Below are 17,591 nucleotides of genomic sequence, written 5' to 3' on the forward strand. Positions count from 1 at the left end.
CGAACCTCCGGACCCGGGGCCCCGGTGATCACCCGCCGTGCATCGCGAGATGGTGGAGGGTTTTGAGGGCGTCGTCGATGGGGTGCGGCTTCGGCTTGCCCGTGGCGTCGAGGGTGTTCCAGCGCTGCAGGTTGACCGCGACCGACATCTGGCGTTCGCCGTCGGCTCGGATCATGGTGAGCGCACCGGCTCCCCAGGCCGTGCCGCCGTGGCCCCAGAAGGTGTCCTGGCCCGGAGCGTTCATCGGGTGCAGGCCGAGGCCGTAGTCGATCACCTCCCCCTCCTGGGAGATGACCGGGTTGGTGCGCTGCATCTCGGCCAGGGAGGACCGGTTGACCAGTTCGCCGGCGAGCAGCAGTCCGAAGAATCGGTTGAGGTCCGCGACGGTCGACACCAGTGCCGCCGCCGGGCCCACCCACGACATGTCGAAGACGCTGTAGTCGCGGGGCGGGTCGATCATGCCGAACCAGGACTCGTAGAGCCGGGAGTGCGGTCCGCTGATGCGCGGCTCGGCTGGGAGCTCGGTGTGCCGGAGCCCGGCGCGGTCGATGACGTTGCGGGTGATGTGCTCGGCCGCCGGGGTGCCGGTCACCTGCTGCAGCAGTTCGCCGAGGAGCAGGTAGTTGGTGTTGGAGTACACCCCCGGGGTGCCGCCCGGAGTGCCGACGGCGGGCGAGGTCACCCCCATCTCGATCAGCTCGGTGGCGTCGAACCGCGTGAACCGGTGGTCGTCCAGGCTCTGCGGCGTGGTGCCCGCCAGGTCCGGGAACGCCTTCAGCGACGGGTAGGCGACCGGGAGGTATTCGGCGAGTCCGCTGGTGTGGTTGAGCAGCATCCGGACCGTGATCGCGTCACCGCGCTCCCCCGGAACCAGCTCCGGGAGGTAGCCGCCGATCGGCGCGTCCAGCTCGATCCGGCCGGCCTCGACCTGCTGCAGCACCGCGACGGCGGTGAAGGTCTTGGTGACGCTGCCGACGCGGTGCCGCATGTCGGCGGTGACCGGACGTCCGGTGTCGACATCGGCCACGCCGGCCGCGCCGCGCCAAACCTGGTCTCCGGCGCGCACCTCGGCGAACACGCCGGGCACCCCGGCGCGGTGGACGTCCTCGACAGCGGCGTTTAACTCGGCTGGATCCAACGGTTTCGTCACAGCGCACGCCCCTTCTCCTCCGCCCGGTGCGGACCGCTCAGCAAGCACGTGCCGCCATTATGCACGCACCGCGTGCAACAACAAGTGCATCAGTTATGCTGGGCCTCCGACGAGAGGGGCGAGATGACGGGCCGAAGGCGCTGGTCGACCGAGGAGATCCTGGACACGGCGGCGGAGCTGCTCCGCACGAGCGACGCCGACTCGTTCAGCGTGCGCAAGCTCGCCGCAGCGCTCGGAACCGATTCCTCCAGCCTCTACCGGCACTTCCGCAACAAGACGGATCTGCTGCGCGCGGTGGCCGACCGGATCCTCACCACCGCCATGGACGGATACCTCCCCAAAGGCGATTGGAGGCAGCGCATCACCACCCTGGCCCTGCGCTTGCGGGACGCCTTCGGGCAGCAGCCGCAGCTCGCCGGGATCTGGGGGCGCTACGCCTCGGGCGGCACCGGTTCCCGGATGGTCATCGAAGAAGTGCTGGAAGCGCTGCGGGCGTCAGGCCTGCCCGATGAGGAGATCCCGGCGCACTACCACCGGATCGCGGTCCTGATCGTGTCGCTGATCGCCTCCGATGCGGGGGTCAGCACCCGAACGCCCGAGGAGCACGAGCAGGGCATGGAGCTGTTCCGCGTCGCGGTGCTGGGCGCGGATCCGGCGCGCTTCCCCGCGCTGGCCTACTACGGCCGCGACATCCGCCCGGTCGGAGCCGACCGCCGCGACGCGTTCGAAGAGCTCCTCGCCGCCCAGCTCGACCGGATCGAAGCCGCAATCCCCTGATCACACCGGGTCGACGGTCCGGCTGACGAGCCACGCGTGCTTGCCGACCTGCCGCCCGCGGGCGAAGCCGAACTGCTCGAAGAGCTCGACTGTCCCGCTGAACAGGAACCGGGCCGGTGACTCGCGGCCGGTGGTCACCTCGGAAATCGCTTCGACCAGACCACCACCGGCCCGGGCGATCTGGTCGAGCGCGCCGCCGAGCGCTGCCCGCGCGATGCCCTGGCCGCGGTGCTTCGGGTCGACGTAGCAGCAGGTGATCCGCCAGTCCGGGAGCGGTGGCGCGTCCTTGTCGTACTCGCGCCGGTGCTTGATGCCCGGCAGCTCCTCGGGGCTGCCGTACTGGCACCACCCCTGCACCAGGCCGTCGTCGTCGAGCACGAGCGCGGCGTGCGCGCGATCGCTGCGGACTCGTTCTTCCTTGATCTCGCGGCGCACGCTCCCCCGCTGGCCGCGCTCCGGGTGGAAGCCGAGGCACCAGCAGCCGCCGAAGATCCCGTTGTTGCGCTCGACGAGCTCGGCGAACGCAGTCCACGTCGAGGCGTCCAGAGGCCGAACCGCGTACGCCATGCCCGGGTCCTTCCGCCCGCGCGGTCGGGTCGACCGCGACGCACCATGCTAGATCCGATGCGCGCGGCCGACCGGGTTTCCGTCAGTCCTGGTCGAGGTGGGTCGGGGCGAACAGGCGGAGGTGCTGCGGGAGGACCACGACGCTCGGACCCGGAGCGTTCAAGGCGTCGGCCAGGTCCTGGCGGAGGCGGTCCGGGGTCGTTTCGACCGCGGGGACGCCGAAAGCCGAGGCCAGGACGACGAAATCCGGGCGGGCCAGCTCGGTGGCGGTGGATTCGCCGAAGGTGCCGGTGAGGTACTCGCGGAGGATGCCGTAACCGCCGTCGTCGACGATCAGCCACGTCACGTCGAGCCGGTGCTGGACCGCCGTGGCCAGCTCCGCGATGCCGTACATCGCTCCCCCGTCGCCGGACACCGCCAGCGCCGGACGACCGGTCGCCGCCGCGCCGAGCGCTCCGGGCAGGCCGAAGCCGAGACCGCCTGCGCCCTGCGCCGTGTGCATCGGCGCGCCGTCGGCGTTCCAGGCCGACCAGGCCCAGTAGCCGAGCATCGTCATGTCCCAGAAGCTCGGCGTGCCCTCGGGCAGCGCCGCGCGGACCTCGCCGAGGATCCGCTGCTCCAGCTCCAGGTCCTGCGCCGCTAGCCGGGCGCGCACCCGTTCCAGCAGGTCGGCGACCGCCTTCTCGGCCCGGCCGTCGGCTTCGCGTCGCGGGACCCGGTCCACCAGTGCGGACAGGGCGAGCTTGGCGTCGGCGTGGACGCCCAGCGCCGGGTGGTTCGATTCGAGCTTGCCCGCGTCGGCCTCGATCTGGACGAGCCGGCCGCGCGGCGCGAAGCGGTGGTAGTTGCTGGTCAGCTCGCCGAGTCCGGAACCGACGACCAGCAGCACGTCGGCGTCGGCGAGGAACTCCGTGCTGTGCCAGTCCTCCATCCACGACTGCCCGGACAGCGGGTGCTCCCACGGGAAGACGCCCTTGGCGCCGAACGTGCTCAGCACCGGCGCGCGCAGCGCCTCGGCCAGCTCCAGCAGTTCAGCCCCGGCACCCGAGCGCGCCGCGCCGCCGCCGGCCAGGATCACCGGGTTCTCGGCGTCGGCGAGCAGCCGCGCAGCTTCGTCGATCAGCTCCGGCAGGGGTTCCAGCGGCGCTGGTCGCGCGGTCGCGGAGGTGATCGGGGGCAGTCCGGCGGGGGCGAGCAGGACGTCCTGCGGGATCTCCACCCACACCGGGCCGTACGGCGCGGTCGCGGCCGATTCCCATGCCTCGCGCAGCGCGCCGGGGATCTGGCTGGCCGTGCGCGCCACGTGCACCGACTTGACCACGTCGCGGAAACTGGCCTGCTGATCGGGAAGTTCGTGCAGGTAGCCGTGCCGCCCGCCGCCGAGCCCGGCCGCCGGGACCTGGCTGGAGATGCCCAGCACCGGCACCGAGGAGGCCCGCGACTCCTGCAGCGATGCCAGCGTCAGCAGCGCTCCCGGACCGGTCGAGACGATCATCGGCGTGACCGGCACCGGGCTCGCGGGATCGGCGGCCAGCCGGGCGCGGGCGTGCCCGTCGGCGGCGAAGGCCAGGTTGTTCTCCACGCGGGAGCTGATCAGCCGCAGGTCCGGAGCTCGGCGCAGCGCGTCGAAGAGACCCAGCGCGTGCTGCCCGGGCAGGCCGAACACGGTGTCGGCGCCGAGCGCGCGCAACGTCTCGACGACCAGGTCGCCACCGATCCTGCTGCCGATCATCCAGTTCCTCCAGTCGTGCCTGGCCAGGTCTCGTGAGCAGTTCGGGGTGCCATAACGCCCCGAAGTGCTCACGACGACTGACCAGCGGGTTCGGCTTGCGCGCCGCTGATGCGCTCGTTCCACGTCTCCAGCACGGCCGGGTCGGTGCGCGGGGTCAGCAGGCTGACCACCACGTAGCAGACCAGGCTCGCGCCGAGACCGTAGTAGATCGGCTCGTTGGCGAGCAGTCCGTGAACCGCCATCGAGATGATCACCACGACCGATCCGACCACCATCGACGTCAGCGCGCCGGCCCGGGTGCCGCGCTTCCACACCAGGCCGCCGAGGATCGCCACCAGCAGCCCGCCGACCAGGATGTTGTAGGCGACGGTGAGCGCGGAGACGACGTCGTTGACGAGCATCGCGACGACGATCGCCAGCACCCCGAGCACGAGGGTGGTGATCCGGTTGGTCTTGAGGTCCGCCTCCCCCGACTTGCCGCGCAGCTTGCCCAGGACGTCCGTGGTGGTCACGGTCGAGCAGGCGATGAGCGCGCCGCTGGAGGTCGACATCAGCGCCGACAGCGCGGCGGCCAGCACCAGGCCGCGGACACCGGTCGGCAGCAGGTTGGACACGATGGTGGCGAACGCGTCGTCAGCGCTGCCGAGGTTCGGGTACAGCACCTTGGCCGCCATCCCGATCAGCGCGCCCGCGAAGCCGTAGACCAGGCAGTACACGCCCGAGACCAGGCCGCCGCCGGTCGCCACCCGCGGGGTGCGCGCGGTGAACACGCGCTGCCAGATGTCCTGGCCGATGAGCAGGCCGAAACCGTAGGTCAGCACGTAGGTGACGATCGTGGCGCCGCCGATGCTGGTCAGGTCGAAGAAGTCCGGCGGCACCCGCTGCGCCATGCCGTCGAAGCCGCCCACCGCGAACAGCGCCATCGGCAGCAGGACCAGCAGGATGCCGATGGTCTTGATGACGAACTGCGCGATGTCGGTCAGCGTGATCGACCACATGCCGCCGAGCACCGAGTACAGCACCACGATCGAACCGCCGATCGCGATGCCGACCGCGCTGGACACCCCGAACAGCACGTGGAAGACGGTGGCGAACGACAGCGTCGAGGTGACCGTGAGCATCAACGTGTAGCCCCACATCACCACGCCGGCGATCACCGTCGACGAGCCGCCGTAGCGCAGGTCGAGCATCTCCGAGACGGTGTAGACCCGCAGCTTCACGAGGCGCCGCGCGAAGAACGCGTGCAGCGCGAGGATGCCCAGCCCGATGGTCAGCACCAGCCAGGCGCCCGAGATGCCGTGCGTGTAGCCGAGCCCGATGCCGCCGATGGTGGACGCACCGCCGAGCACGATCGCCGACATCGTCCCGGAGTACATGAACCAGCCGAGCCGGCGCCCGGCGACCAGGTAGTCGCTCTTGGTGCGGGCCAGCCGCATGCCGACCCAGCCGATGCCGATCATCCCGGCGATGTAGATCGCGATCACCGCGTAGTCACCGACCACGGCGGCCTCCTCGTGCAGAACGTGCAGGTCATCGGGGCTCACCCCGAACGGCGGTGAGCTGGGGCACCGCTGTTTCCGGAAACCGTAGGCCCGCGTCCACCGGGGCGACATGGGACGATCCGTCCCAGTTCGACGTACGCTGTGGTCGTTATGACTTTCGCGATCCCGCTGCGCGCGGTCGTCGAGGACGCCGGGCTGGCCTTGGAGGTCGTGGCCGACAGCCTCCGCCCCGGCGCACTGGAGCGCCCGGTCCGCTGGGCGCACGTCAGCGAGCTCCGCGATCCGGGCCCGTACCTGCTGGGTGACGAACTGCTGCTCACGGCAGGCGTCGACTTCGCCACCGCACCGGAAGACGTCGAGCGCTACGTGCTGGGCCTGCTGGGTGCCGGGATCACGGCTCTCGGCTTCGGCGTGACGCCTCCGATGCACGAAGCGGTGCCGGACGCCCTGCGCGAGGCGTGCGTGCGGCACGGCCTGCCGCTGCTCGTGGTCCCGCCCCGGACGCCGTTCCTGGCGATCAACCGGGCGGTTGCGGTGGCGCTGGCGGAGGCCGCGCAACGCGACCAGCGGCGGGTCGCGGTGGCGCGCGAAGCGCTGATCAAGGCCGCGGCCGAGGGCCTGCGACCGCTGGTGCGGGAGCTCGCGCAGCAGCTGGATGCGTGGGCAGCGCTGGCCGGGCAGCACGACGAGCCGGTGGCCGAGCACGGCGCGCCCGCGCAGTGGCCGGCCGAGGTGTCGGAGCTGCTGGCGAAACTGCGCGCAGGACGCGGGATCCGCAGCGCGACCACCGAGCTCCCGGACGGGACTTCGCTGCTGGCACAACCTGTTTCGCCGCAAGCGACGGCTTCGCACCTGCTCGTCCTCGGCCGCCGGCGGCGCTTCGACGCCACCGAGCGGGCGATCGTCGCGGTCGGCGCCGGACTGCTGGGGCTAGCCGGTCGCGCGAAGGACGCGCCGCTGAGCGCGGCCACCACTGCGCTTCTGCTGCACGACGGCCCGCCCGAAGACGTGCTGACCCGGCTCCTCCCCGGCGGCGAGTACCGGGTGGTCGCGGGGACCGCGGTGCGACGGCGTGCGGCGGACGACGCCGCTGATCACGACTGGCTGAGCACCCACCTGCGCACCCCGCTGGTCCAGCTCGCCGACGGCGGGTTCACCGCGATCGTCAACGTCCCGCCCGCCCCGGAGCTCCTTTCCGGAATGCGCGACCAGGGCTGGTTGCCGGTGGTCAGCCGACAGCACCGGGCCGACTCCCTGCCCAGCGCGGTGCGGGAGGTCGAGAACCTCCTGGACCGGGCCAAATCCCTCGGCCGCCCGGTGGTCGCCGACTCCGACCTCAGACTGTCCACAATGGTCCCGTCCGACGCGGCCAGCGCATTCGCCACCGAAGTCCTCGCTCCCCTGCGCGCGCTGGACCCGGACCGGCAACCCGGGGGCCTCCGGGACACCCTGCGCGTCTGGCTGGCCCACCACGGCAACTGGGAGCGCACGGCAACTGCGCTCGGCGTGCACCGCAACAGCGTCCGCCACCGCATCGGCCAGGCCGAACGAGCCCTCGGCGCGGACCTCGCCGACCCGGAAACCCGCATGGAGCTCTGGTTCGCCCTCCGCTGGGAACCACCCCGCAGTTTCAATTGAAACTGTGATCCGCCGTGCCTGGGATCTGCAGTTTCAATTGAAACTGCGGCCCCCCGGGCGTGGGGGGGGGGGGTGGACAAGTGGCCCGGACTGGGGAGAACTTCCGCAATTTCAATGGAAATCGGACCTCTGATTTCCATTGAATTTGCGGACCGCCGGAACGCGGACGGCGGAACGGGGTGGATCGGTCGACCCACCGGTTCGCGCGCTGGTGTTGGGGGGTTGGGATCGGGGACGATTGGGGCCGAAGGTGAAGCAGCGCGGGAGGAGGGGTGCCATGTCGAGCCGGAACGTGCGGTTCATCGGCGGGCCGCTGGACGGGCGGATGCAGGATCTCCGGGATTCGGAAGCCGTCGCGGGCCGGCTGCTGCGGCACATCCACCTGCACGACGGCCCCAAGATCGAGACCCACTACGAGCTCCACTACTCCCCCGAAGCGGGCTGGGTCTACCACCTCTGCGGTCGCGAACCATGACCCGGGCAAAGCCCGCACAGCAATGCTGTCAGGTTGTGAAGGCCCAGACGTGGATCACCGGGCGGGCCGGGTTCGAGCGGTCCAGGAGGAGTTCGCGGTGCGCTTCGGTCGGTCGGCCTGGGCCCGGCGGGAGTTCGTCGGTGGCCGAGGCGATGTCGGTGCCGATCGAGACCTGCGGCAGCGAGGCCTGGATTGCTGCTCGTCCTTGTTCCAGCGGGGCGCTGAACTGCGAATCCGCGAGCAGGCGATCCACCGCGTCGGCGTTGACGGCGACCGCTAGCCGGTAGCGGGAGTCGATGCCGTGCTCGGCGTCGAACGCGACCACTTCCGAACCCTGCGGGACGACCAGCCCGGTGAACGCCAGGGCCTCGTCCACCGACGGTTCGGCCTCCCCAGATCCGCTGCAACCGCTGAGCCCGATCACGCCGAAGACCGCGAGAACCAGCAGGACCAGCCGCATCTCCACTCCCCCTCCGAAACCCGGTAACCGCAGCTCACCCGTTCGAACGTACCGGGCCGACGGCAGTCGTCGATCAGCACCGCCGCGCGAACCCGGAAGCGCAATTGTCGGCGGTCGCCAAAAACGGGGCGCCAGCAGCGCCGAACCCCACAACCGCGCCGCGGCGCCTGCGGCTTGCGATGCGCGTCACAGATCTGATCGGGTTCGAAATCCGGACACCGGCCTACCATCTGTTCCCATGGTGGCGCACTCGAAGTCGAGCAGCGTCGGGCCGGAGTTGGCCTTGGCTGCCGAATTCCCGGAACCGACCCGCGAGCAGTGGCAGGCCCAGGTGCAGAAGGTCCTGCAGCGCTCGGGCCTGGTCGACGAGAACACGACCGGGCCGGTCGAGGACGTGCTGGCCACCACCACCTACGACGGCATCACCGTGCACCCGCTCTACACCGGCTCCCCGGGTGAGCAGGGCGTGCCGGGGCTGACGCCGTTCGTCCGGGGCAGCCGCGCGCAGGGCAGCGTCGCCGAGGGCTGGGACGTGCGGCAGCGCCACGAGCACCCGGACGCAGCCGAGACCAACCGCGAGGTCTTGGCGGACCTCTACAACGGCGTGTCCTCGCTCTGGCTGCGGCTGGGCCGCGGCGGCCTGGCCGTCGACGACCTCGCGGACGCACTGGAAGGCGTCCACCTGGACATGATCGGCGTGACGCTGGACGCCGGCGCGGACTTCGCCGCCGCCGCTGACGCCTTCCTCGCGCTGGCCGACGAGCAGGGCGTGCGCGGCAGCGCGCTGCGCGGCAACCTCGGCGCCGACCCGCTGGGCTGGCAGGCCAGGACCGGTGAGCCCGGGGACCGGGAGGCCGCGGTCGCGCTCGCCGAGCGCTGCACGGCGTTCCCGGAGCTCAAGGCGCTGGTCGTGGACGGTCTGCCGTACCACGAAGCGGGCGGCTCGGACGCGCAGGAGCTCGGCTGCTCGCTGGCCGCCGCGACCACCTACCTGCGGTGGCTGACCGAAGCCGGGCTGGACGTCGACGCGGCCGCCGGGCTGCTGGAGTTCCGCTACGCCGCCACCGCCGACCAGTTCCTCACCATCGCCAAGCTGCGCGCCGCGCGGCGCCTGTGGGAGCAGGTGACCCGCTCCAGCGGCGCGTCCGAGCACGCGCGGGGCCAGGCGCAGCACGCGGTGACCTCCGAAGCGATGCTCACCCGCCGCGACCCGTGGGTGAACATGCTGCGCACCACGATCGCGTCCTTCGCCGCCGGGATCGGCGGGGCGCAGGCGGTGACCACGCTGCCGTTCGACGCCGCGATCGGCCTGCCGGACGACTTCTCCCGGCGCATCGCCCGCAACACCCAGTCGCTGCTGCTGGAGGAATCGCACCTCGCGCAGGTCATCGACCCGGCGGGCGGCTCCTACTACGTCGAGTCGCTGACCGATGAGCTGGCGAAGTCGGCCTGGGCCTGGTTCCAGCGGATCGAGGCCGCCGGCGGGTTGCCGGCCGCGCTGGAGTCCGGCCTGATCGGCGACGAGCTGGCCGCCACCTGGGAGCAGCGCCGCACCGCGATCGCCCACCGCGAGGACGCGATCACCGGTGTCAGCGAGTTCCCGAACCTCGACGAGCCGTCGCTGGAGCGCGAACCCGCTCCCGAACAGCCCGCGGGCGGCCTCCCCGTCCACCGCTACGCCGAGGACTTCGAGCGCCTGCGCGACGCCGCAGACGCGCAGCCCACGCGACCGGCGGTGTTCCTCGCGACGCTCGGCCCGCTGGCTGCCTACAACGCGCGCGCCTCGTTCGCGCGGAACCTCTTCGCCGCAGGCGGCATCGACTGCACCGAAGCGGGCCCCACCGAGTCCACTGAGGACATCGTCGAGGCCTACGACGGCGCCGCGGTGGTGTGCTTGTGCTCCAACGACAAGGTTTACGCCGAACGCGCGGCGGAAACAGCTGAAGCGCTGAAGCGGGCCGGGGCCCAGCACGTGCTGCTGGCCGGCAAGCCGAGCGACCTGGCCGGGGTGGACGGGTTCGTCTTCGCCGGGTGCGATGCGCTGGCCGTCCTCACCGACGTCCACGACCAGTTGGGAGTCCGACGATGACGCAGATCCCGAACTTCGCCGACATCCCGCTGGACGCGCCGCAGCCCGCAGACCCCCAGCGCTGGCAGGAAGAACTGCTCGCCGCCACCGGCAAGGAGTCCGACGCGCTGGTGTGGGAGGCGCCCGAGGGCATCGGCGTCAAACCGCTCTACACCTCGTCCGACACCGAGGGCCTGGACTTCCTGAACACCTACCCCGGTCTGGCGCCGTTCCTGCGCGGCCCCTACCCGACGATGTACGTCAACCAGCCGTGGACCGTCCGGCAGTACGCCGGGTTCTCCACCGCCGAGGAGTCCAACGCCTTCTACCGCCGCAACCTCGCCGCCGGGCAGAAGGGCCTGTCGGTGGCCTTCGACCTGGCCACCCACCGCGGCTACGACTCCGACCACCCGCGCGTGGCCGGTGACGTCGGCATGGCCGGGGTGGCCATCGACTCGATCTACGACATGCGGCAGCTCTTCGACGGCATCCCGCTGGACCGGATGAGCGTGTCGATGACCATGAACGGCGCGGTGCTGCCGGTGATGGCGCTCTACATCGTCGCCGCCGAGGAGCAGGGCGTCGCGCCGGAGAAGCTGGCCGGGACCATCCAGAACGACATCCTCAAGGAGTTCATGGTCCGCAACACCTACATCTACCCGCCGCAGCCGTCGATGCGGATCATCTCCGACATCTTCGCCTACACCTCGCAGCGGATGCCGAAGTTCAACTCCATCTCGATCTCCGGCTACCACATCCAGGAGGCCGGGGCGACCGCCGACCTGGAGCTGGCCTACACCCTCGCCGACGGTGTCGAGTACCTGCGCGCCGGGCGGCAGGCCGGGCTGGACACCGACGCGTTCGCGCCCCGGCTGTCGTTCTTCTGGGGCATCGGGATGAACTTCGCGATGGAGGTCGCCAAACTGCGCGCGGCGCGGCTGCTGTGGGCGAAGCTGGTCAAGCAGTTCGACCCGCAGAACCCGAAATCGCTGTCGCTACGCACCCATTCGCAGACCTCCGGCTGGTCGCTGACCGCCCAGGACGTCTACAACAACGTGGTGCGCACCTGCGTCGAGGCGATGGCCGCCACCCAGGGCCACACCCAGTCGCTGCACACCAACGCGCTCGACGAGGCGCTGGCGCTGCCCACCGACTTCTCCGCGCGCATCGCCCGCAACACGCAGCTGGTGCTGCAGCAGGAGTCCGGCACCACGCGGGTGATCGACCCGTGGGGCGGCAGCTACTACCTGGAACGGCTCACCCAGGACCTCGCCGAACGCGCGTGGGCGCACATCACCGAGGTCGAGGACGCCGGCGGCATGGCCCAGGCCATCGACGCGGGCATCCCGAAGCTGCGCATCGAGGAGGCCGCCGCCCGCACCCAGGCCCGCATCGACTCCGGCCGCCAGCCGCTGATCGGCGTCAACAAGTACCGCTACGACGGCGACGAGCAGATCGACGTGCTCAAGGTCGACAACGCCGGAGTCCGCGCCCAGCAGCTGGAGAAGTTGCGGCGGCTGCGGGAAGAACGCGACAGCCAGGAGTGCGAGGACGCGCTGCGGCGGTTGACCGCGGCGGCCGAGGCGTCGATGTCCGACGACCGCCCGAACGACCTCGCGCACAACCTGCTCTCGCTGGCCGTGGACGCGGCCCGGGCGAAGGCCACCGTCGGCGAGATCTCCGACGCGCTGGAGAAGGTGTTCGGCCGCCACTCCGGCCAGATCCGTACGATCACCGGCGTGTACCGGGACGAATCGGGGCCGTCGGAGCAGCTGGAGACCGCGCGCCAGCAGGTCGAGGACTTCGCCGAGGCCGAAGGCCGCCGCCCGCGCATCCTGGTCGCCAAGATGGGCCAGGACGGCCACGACCGCGGCCAGAAGGTGATCGCCACCGCCTTCGCCGACCTCGGCTTCGACGTGGACGTGGGCCCGCTGTTCCAGACCCCGGCCGAGGTGGCCCGCCAGGCCGCCGAATCCGACGTGCACGTCGTCGGCGTCTCCAGCCTCGCCGCCGGGCACCTCACGCTGGTGCCCGCGCTGCGCGACGAGCTGGCCGCGATCGACCGGGAGGACATCATGATCGTCGTCGGCGGGGTCATCCCGCCCGCCGACTTCGACGCGCTGCGGCAGGCCGGCGCCTCGGCGATCTTCCCGCCGGGCACCGTCATCGCCGAGGCCGCGCTGGGCCTGCTCGACGAACTCCGCACCCGGCTCGGCCACTGATCATGCCGCGCAAGATCGACGTCCAAGACTACGCCAAGGGCGTGCTCGCCGGCTCCCGCACCAAGCTGGCGCAGGCGATCACGCTGGTGGAGTCCACCCGCGCCGACCACCGCGCGCTGGCCCAGGAACTGCTGGTCGAGCTGCTGCCGCACAGCGGCGGCGCGCACCGGGTCGGCATCACCGGCGTGCCCGGCGTGGGCAAGTCGACGTTCATCGAATCGCTCGGCTCGATGCTGACCGGCAACGGGCACCGGGTGGCGGTGCTGGCCGTCGACCCGTCGTCCACCCGCAGCGGCGGCAGCATCCTCGGCGACAAGACCCGGATGGGCAAGCTCGCCAGCGACCCGGCCGCGTTCGTGCGGCCGTCGCCGTCGGCGGGCACGCTCGGCGGGGTCGCGCGCGCGACGCGGGAGACCATCGTGCTGATGGAGGCCGCCGGTTTCGACGTGGTGCTGGTGGAAACCGTCGGTGTCGGCCAGTCCGAGGTGACGGTGGCGGGCATGGTGGACTGCTTCCTGCTGCTGTCCCTGGCGCGCACCGGCGATCAGCTGCAGGGCATCAAGAAGGGCGTCCTGGAGCTGGCCGACATCATCGCGGTCAACAAGGCCGACGGCGATCACGCGGCCGAAGCCCGCAAGGCCGCCCGCGAACTCCGCGGCGCCCTGCGCCTGCTCACCCCGATCAGCGCCAGCTGGACGCCGCCGGTGCTGACCTGCAGCGGTCTGCAGGGCCTCGGCCTGGACTCGCTGTGGGAACAGGTCGAGCAGCACCGGGAAGCGCTGACCGAGACCGGCGAGTTCGCGGACAAGCGCAGCCGCCAGCAGGTCGAGTGGACCTGGGCGCTGGTGCGCGACCAGCTCATGTCGGAGCTGACGCACCACCCGGGTGTCCGCGAGATCCTCGGCGAGGTGGAATCCCAGGTGCGGGCGGGAGAACTGACCGCAGGCCTGGCCGCCGAGCGGCTGCTCGACGCGTTCCGGAGCAGTTCCTAGTCGGCGACTTCCCGGGTGTCCGGTACGAATCGCCACCAACGGCGCTGCTGCTCATCCGGCACTTCTCCGTCGACGAGCCGCCACCTGGGAAATCTCCGCAGCCAATCCTGATCGGTCGCACGGTCAGGTGCGAGGGTCCAGGCCTCGGAGAGGTCCAGCTCCTCCAGCTGGGCTTGGTCGAACCACGGCACGTCCCAGAACTCCGCCTCGCAGAACGAAGTCGTGCCCTGGAACCGCGCCAGACCGAACGAGGCGGTGTCCTGGAAGTGCGCTCCCGCGAAGGACGCCCCGCAGCGGAACTCCGCATCACCGAACGATGCCGCGTCGCCGAACTCCACCTCCCGGAACGAAATCACGTCTCGGAAGTCAACCTGCCGGAACGAACACGTACCGCTGAACTTCCCCTCGGAGAAGGAGGCCGGATCGTGGAAAACGCTCTCGTCGAAGGAAACCGCGCCGTCGAACTCCGCCGTGCGGCATGAAACCTCACCGAGGAACTCCACCTCGCCGAACCCGGCCCTCTCATGGAACCGAGCTCCGTCGAACGAAGCCGCACCGCGAAACCTGGCTTTGCGGAACGAAGCCGCACCCCCGAACTCCACTTGCCGGAAGGAAGCGTCGCGGCTGAACACCGCCCCGTCGAACAAAGCGCTGCGGATGCGGCAGGCCTCCATGCCCCACGTGACGAGCATGGCTCCGGTCAGGTCCAGATCCATATCGGCCCAGAACTTCGAATCCGCTCCGGGACGGAGGTGAGCGGTGAGCAGGCGTTGTGCGGTGAGCCGCACCTGGAGTTCCTGACGTTGTTCGTCCCGTTCCTCCGCGCGGGTCGTGTCGGGATTGGCGAACGGCATGCGCAGGTAGGCGCACAGGAGGTCCACGACCGTCTGCCGGTGGCCGGGATTGTCCTGGGCGAGCCGTTCGAGGGCGTGGAGCGCCGCCAGGCGCACCGGGGCCTTGTCCGATCCCAGTTGCTCCGCGGCGGAGGAGTAGAGCTCGGTGATCCGCCTTTCCACGGCATCGTGGCGGGCGTCGTCAGCGGCGCGTTCCTTCTGCGCGAGATCCCGCTCGTTCTGGGCCAGCTGCAGTTCGGTGGCGCGTTGCCGCCGTGCCGCGAGCAGCAGCGCTGCCGCGCCGCCGGTGCCGACCACGATGCCGCCGGCCAGCTTGATGATCTCCAGGCGGACCTTGTCCTGCGGGCTTCCGGCTCCGAACAGGGCGAGCAGCGTCCACATCGAGACCGCCGCCACCACCAGCAGCACCAGCGCCCCGATCCAGATCGACCGGGCGGGCATCACGGAAACGCGCCCGACTTCCCGCCCCGGCCACTTCCACCACGAACCGATCATGCCGATGAGCATGCCACCGACCGCGCGAGCACGGCGCCGGATCGGGTTCGGCCGATACCGTGGACGACATGGACTTCAGCGCAACCAGCACGCGGCTGCCCGACGACGTCGCGCTGATCTCCGTCAGCGGCGAGATCGACGTCTACACCGCGCCCGCGCTGCGGGAACGGTTGATCGACGCGGCGAACGACGGTGCCACCCGGTTGATCGTGGACCTCACCCGGGTCGACTTCATGGACAGCACCGCGCTCGGCGTGCTGGTCGGCGGCCTGAAGCGGATGCGCACCAACGACGGCGATCTGGTTCTGGTGTGCACCGCTGAGCGGCTGCTCAGGCTCTTCCGGATCACCCGCCTGAACGAAGTGCTCCCCATCGTGCCCGATCTCCCCTCGGCGCGCTCTTGGCGCGCGCCCGACGCGTTCCGGAAATCCTGAGATCCGAAGCAACCCCGGTGCCCCGGCGCACGTCCCACGGTGGACTGCTCGAACGTCCGGAAGGGTGAAAGTGCGCCACCAGCGAACCACCATCGCCGTGCTCTCCGCCGTCGCGCTCAGCGTCGGTCTCAGCTCCTGCGCGTCGGGCGCTTCGGCCCCCACCCCGACCAACGACGGGCAGCAGGGCATCGCCGTCGGCGAGCCGAACCCGAACCAGCCGGAACGGGAAACCTCGGAGTCCGCTGAATCCTCCGAGCAGTCGGGCAACGGGCAGCCCGAGGAACACCCCGGTGAGGGAACGGGTTTCGGCAAGTGCACGGCCGACGCGCTGTCGGTGCGCGTCGAGCACCGCGGTGACGAGGACGTGGCCCGCGAGGCCGACCTGTTCATCGCCAACGTCGGCACCGAGGCCTGCAGCCTGGGCGGATTCCCGGAGCTGACGTTCTACGACGCGGGCCACCAGCAGCTCAGCATCCCCACCAGCCAGAGCGGTTCGACGCAGGAGCTGCTGGAGATCAAGCCCGGTGAGCGGTTCACCGCACCGCTGGGCTGGTCGTCGAGCCCGGAGTCCTCGCCCTGCCTGGAGCCGAAGACCGTCGCCGTGTACCCGCCGAACACCTCCGACGCCAAGGAAACCCCGTGGACCGGCGGCAGCGTGTGCGCCAAGGGTGTGTCGATCTCCCCGTACGGGCGGGCGTGATCCCGGCTGGAGTCCACTCGGGACCGGAGCGGATACTGGGACCGCACTGACCTCGACCGGAAGCGATGGACCATGCGGATCAGCGTTGACGCCAACTCCGACGTGCCGCCCTTCGAGCAGGTGCGGTCGACCATCGCCGAGCAGATCCGCAGCGGCGAGCTGGCGGTGGGCACCAAGCTCCCGACCGTCCGAGCCCTCGCCGCGGACCTGGGCATCGCGGCCAACACGGCGGCCAAGGCCTACCGCGAGCTGGAGCAGGTCGGCCTGATCGAAACCCGGGGCCGCGCAGGCACTTTCGTCTCCGACGCGGGCGACCAGTCAGCGGCCCGAGCGGCCGAAGCAGCAGCCACCTACGCCCAGATCACCCACGCCCTGGGAATCCCCGCCGACGAAGCCCTCGCGATCGTCCGAGCAGCGTTGAAGGCCTGAGCTCAGGCAACGACCGCGAGCAGCGCCGTCACCGCCTCGACCAGGGCGGGATCGCCCTCCGCGTCTGCTCGTCGGCGGGCTTCGGCAACGGTGATTCCCCTGGTCCCGAGCCGCCACAGATCGTCCGGCCGCATGGTGACCGTCGCCCCGGCGCTGAGCTCAGTCTCGTCACCGGCCATCCGCCAGCGCCCCTCGTCGGACACCGCGTGCCAGGTTCCTCCTGACGGACCGGTGACGACGACTCGGACCGCCGTGCCGTGCGGTCGTTCGACTTCGCGCAGCGCGTGCGGCAACCCTCGCAAGAACGTGTCCAGCACGGGGTGCACGAGCTCCGGCTGATCGGCGCCCGGTCGTCCCACCGCGTCCCGGATCTGCTGCTGGTGCACCCAGAACTCGGTGTACTCGCGGGCGATGTCCAACCAGGCCGGGCTCCGGCCCGGACCCGCCCAGGACACGTCCAGCGGAGCAGGTGCGGTGAGGTCGAAGCCCGCCCAGAGCCGGTCCAGCTCCGGGCCGAGGTGCCCCAGCAGCTCGATCATCAACTCGGGACTGCACTGGCGCGCGGCCCGGACGAATTCGTCGTTGGTGCGGGCCAAGTAGGACGGCAGGGTCTCGTCGTTGGCGAACGTCGCCCCGGCGAACCCGTCCCGGCTCCCGGAAATCCGCCGCACGTAGTCGTTCAGGACATGCCCGACCACGTCGTGCACGTCCCAACCCGGGCACACCGTCTCCCTCGCCCAGTCCTCGGCACTCAGCGACCTCAGCAGCGCGAGCAGCTCCGCCCGCTCCCGGACGAACAAGCGACGAACATCCAGCACGGGCCCGAATCTCGTCATGCCGGGATGCTCCCACCCCCGCCCCGCAACAGCCATCGAATTAGCTGTGGTGTCCAGGGACTTCGTTCCTCCGCGCGCAATGACATCGCGCTGACGCACAGGCAACCGTCCAGGCACATCGCCATCCAGCCCATGTAGAGTCCACGCCATGTCGAGTCCCGAGTCAGACACGTCTGGGGCTGCCGGTCACACCGTCAGCCCCGTGAACTGCTAAGCGCCCCAGCCCCGCACGGGGGTGTCTGGCGTACTCCGGGCCGCTG

Annotated in this window: 16 protein-coding genes; 9 read left to right on the forward strand and 7 right to left on the reverse strand. The window is 70.8% G+C overall.

The genetic code is table 11. From position 1 onward, the window contains the following. Positions 1 to 28: 28 nt before the first annotated feature. Positions 29 to 1,150: a serine hydrolase domain-containing protein gene (locus OU415_RS13285; RefSeq protein ID WP_270949010.1), complete on the reverse strand. Its 1,122-nt coding sequence runs from the start codon at positions 1,148 to 1,150 to the stop codon at positions 29 to 31. Between the two features lie 123 nt (positions 1,151 to 1,273). On the opposite strand from OU415_RS13285, the gene OU415_RS13290 reads away from it, so the two are divergent. Next, on the forward strand, positions 1,274 to 1,927 hold the full coding sequence (locus OU415_RS13290) for a TetR/AcrR family transcriptional regulator (RefSeq protein ID WP_270949011.1): 654 nt from the start codon (positions 1,274 to 1,276) through the stop codon (positions 1,925 to 1,927). Here OU415_RS13290 and OU415_RS13295 read toward each other — a convergent pair whose 3' ends face one another. From OU415_RS13295 to OU415_RS13305, 3 genes are all read right to left on the reverse strand, one after another. After that, on the reverse strand, positions 1,928 to 2,494 hold the full coding sequence (locus OU415_RS13295; RefSeq protein ID WP_270949012.1) for a GNAT family N-acetyltransferase: 567 nt from the start codon (positions 2,492 to 2,494) through the stop codon (positions 1,928 to 1,930). It lies immediately after the preceding gene. An 82-nt stretch (positions 2,495 to 2,576) separates the two neighbouring features. Next, entirely contained in the window at positions 2,577 to 4,226 is a 1,650-nt protein-coding gene (locus OU415_RS13300) for a thiamine pyrophosphate-binding protein (protein ID WP_270949013.1), read from the reverse strand. A gap of 68 nt (positions 4,227 to 4,294) precedes the next feature. Further along, a complete protein-coding gene (locus OU415_RS13305; RefSeq protein ID WP_270949036.1) occupies positions 4,295 to 5,728 on the reverse strand; it encodes a sodium:solute symporter in 1,434 nt (477 codons plus the stop codon). Between the two features lie 150 nt (positions 5,729 to 5,878). On the opposite strand from OU415_RS13305, the gene OU415_RS13310 reads away from it, so the two are divergent. Both OU415_RS13310 and OU415_RS13315 read left to right on the forward strand, forming a co-directional pair. Beyond that, the gene (locus OU415_RS13310) at positions 5,879 to 7,366 is read left to right on the forward strand and encodes a PucR family transcriptional regulator (RefSeq protein WP_270949014.1); all 1,488 of its coding nucleotides are present in this window, start codon (positions 5,879 to 5,881) and stop codon (positions 7,364 to 7,366) included. A 277-nt stretch (positions 7,367 to 7,643) separates the two neighbouring features. Next, positions 7,644 to 7,841 (forward strand): hypothetical protein, encoded by a 198-nt coding sequence (locus OU415_RS13315; RefSeq protein WP_270949015.1) that lies wholly within the window; start codon positions 7,644 to 7,646, stop codon positions 7,839 to 7,841. A gap of 28 nt (positions 7,842 to 7,869) precedes the next feature. On the opposite strand, the gene OU415_RS13320 is transcribed toward OU415_RS13315, so the two are convergent. Continuing rightward, complete coding sequence (locus OU415_RS13320) at positions 7,870 to 8,301, reverse strand: hypothetical protein (RefSeq protein ID WP_270949016.1); 432 nt, start codon at positions 8,299 to 8,301, stop codon at positions 7,870 to 7,872. A 238-nt stretch (positions 8,302 to 8,539) separates the two neighbouring features. Between OU415_RS13320 and OU415_RS13325 the strand changes: the two genes are divergently transcribed. Genes OU415_RS13325 through meaB form a run of 3 tightly spaced genes read left to right on the forward strand, consistent with a single transcriptional unit; the run spans position 8,540 to position 13,583 of the window. Then, positions 8,540 to 10,390: a methylmalonyl-CoA mutase family protein gene (locus tag OU415_RS13325; RefSeq protein ID WP_270949017.1), complete on the forward strand. Its 1,851-nt coding sequence runs from the start codon at positions 8,540 to 8,542 to the stop codon at positions 10,388 to 10,390. Beyond that, entirely contained in the window at positions 10,387 to 12,591 is a 2,205-nt protein-coding gene (scpA, locus tag OU415_RS13330; RefSeq protein ID WP_270949019.1) for a methylmalonyl-CoA mutase, read from the forward strand. Before OU415_RS13325 ends, scpA begins: the two co-directional genes overlap by 4 nt. 2 nt (positions 12,592 to 12,593) lie before the next feature. Then, positions 12,594 to 13,583 carry a methylmalonyl Co-A mutase-associated GTPase MeaB gene (meaB, locus tag OU415_RS13335; protein WP_270949020.1) on the forward strand — a complete coding sequence of 330 codons (990 nt, stop codon included), beginning with the start codon at positions 12,594 to 12,596 and terminating at the stop codon, positions 13,581 to 13,583. Here meaB and OU415_RS13340 read toward each other — a convergent pair. Beyond that, positions 13,580 to 14,932: a pentapeptide repeat-containing protein gene (locus OU415_RS13340; RefSeq protein ID WP_270949021.1), complete on the reverse strand. Its 1,353-nt coding sequence runs from the start codon at positions 14,930 to 14,932 to the stop codon at positions 13,580 to 13,582. The genes meaB and OU415_RS13340 overlap by 4 nt on opposite strands. A 68-nt stretch (positions 14,933 to 15,000) precedes the next feature. On the opposite strand from OU415_RS13340, the gene OU415_RS13345 reads away from it, so the two are divergent. The 3 genes from OU415_RS13345 to OU415_RS13355 all read left to right on the forward strand — a co-directional run bounded on the left by OU415_RS13345 (position 15,001) and on the right by OU415_RS13355 (position 16,495). After that, on the forward strand, positions 15,001 to 15,366 hold the full coding sequence (locus tag OU415_RS13345; protein WP_270949022.1) for an STAS domain-containing protein: 366 nt from the start codon (positions 15,001 to 15,003) through the stop codon (positions 15,364 to 15,366). 64 nt (positions 15,367 to 15,430) lie between these two features. Further along, the gene (locus tag OU415_RS13350; RefSeq protein ID WP_270949023.1) at positions 15,431 to 16,066 is read left to right on the forward strand and encodes a DUF4232 domain-containing protein; all 636 of its coding nucleotides are present in this window, start codon (positions 15,431 to 15,433) and stop codon (positions 16,064 to 16,066) included. Between the two features lie 72 nt (positions 16,067 to 16,138). Continuing rightward, positions 16,139 to 16,495 carry a GntR family transcriptional regulator gene (locus tag OU415_RS13355; protein WP_270949024.1) on the forward strand — a complete coding sequence of 119 codons (357 nt, stop codon included), beginning with the start codon at positions 16,139 to 16,141 and terminating at the stop codon, positions 16,493 to 16,495. 2 nt (positions 16,496 to 16,497) lie between these two features. Here OU415_RS13355 and OU415_RS13360 read toward each other — a convergent pair whose 3' ends face one another. Beyond that, on the reverse strand, positions 16,498 to 17,313 hold the full coding sequence (locus tag OU415_RS13360) for a maleylpyruvate isomerase family mycothiol-dependent enzyme (RefSeq protein ID WP_270949025.1): 816 nt from the start codon (positions 17,311 to 17,313) through the stop codon (positions 16,498 to 16,500). Between the last annotated feature and the right edge of the window lie 278 nt (positions 17,314 to 17,591).

This window comes from Saccharopolyspora oryzae (assembly GCF_027853915.1).
GTDB lineage: Bacteria > Actinomycetota > Actinomycetes > Mycobacteriales > Pseudonocardiaceae > Saccharopolyspora > Saccharopolyspora oryzae.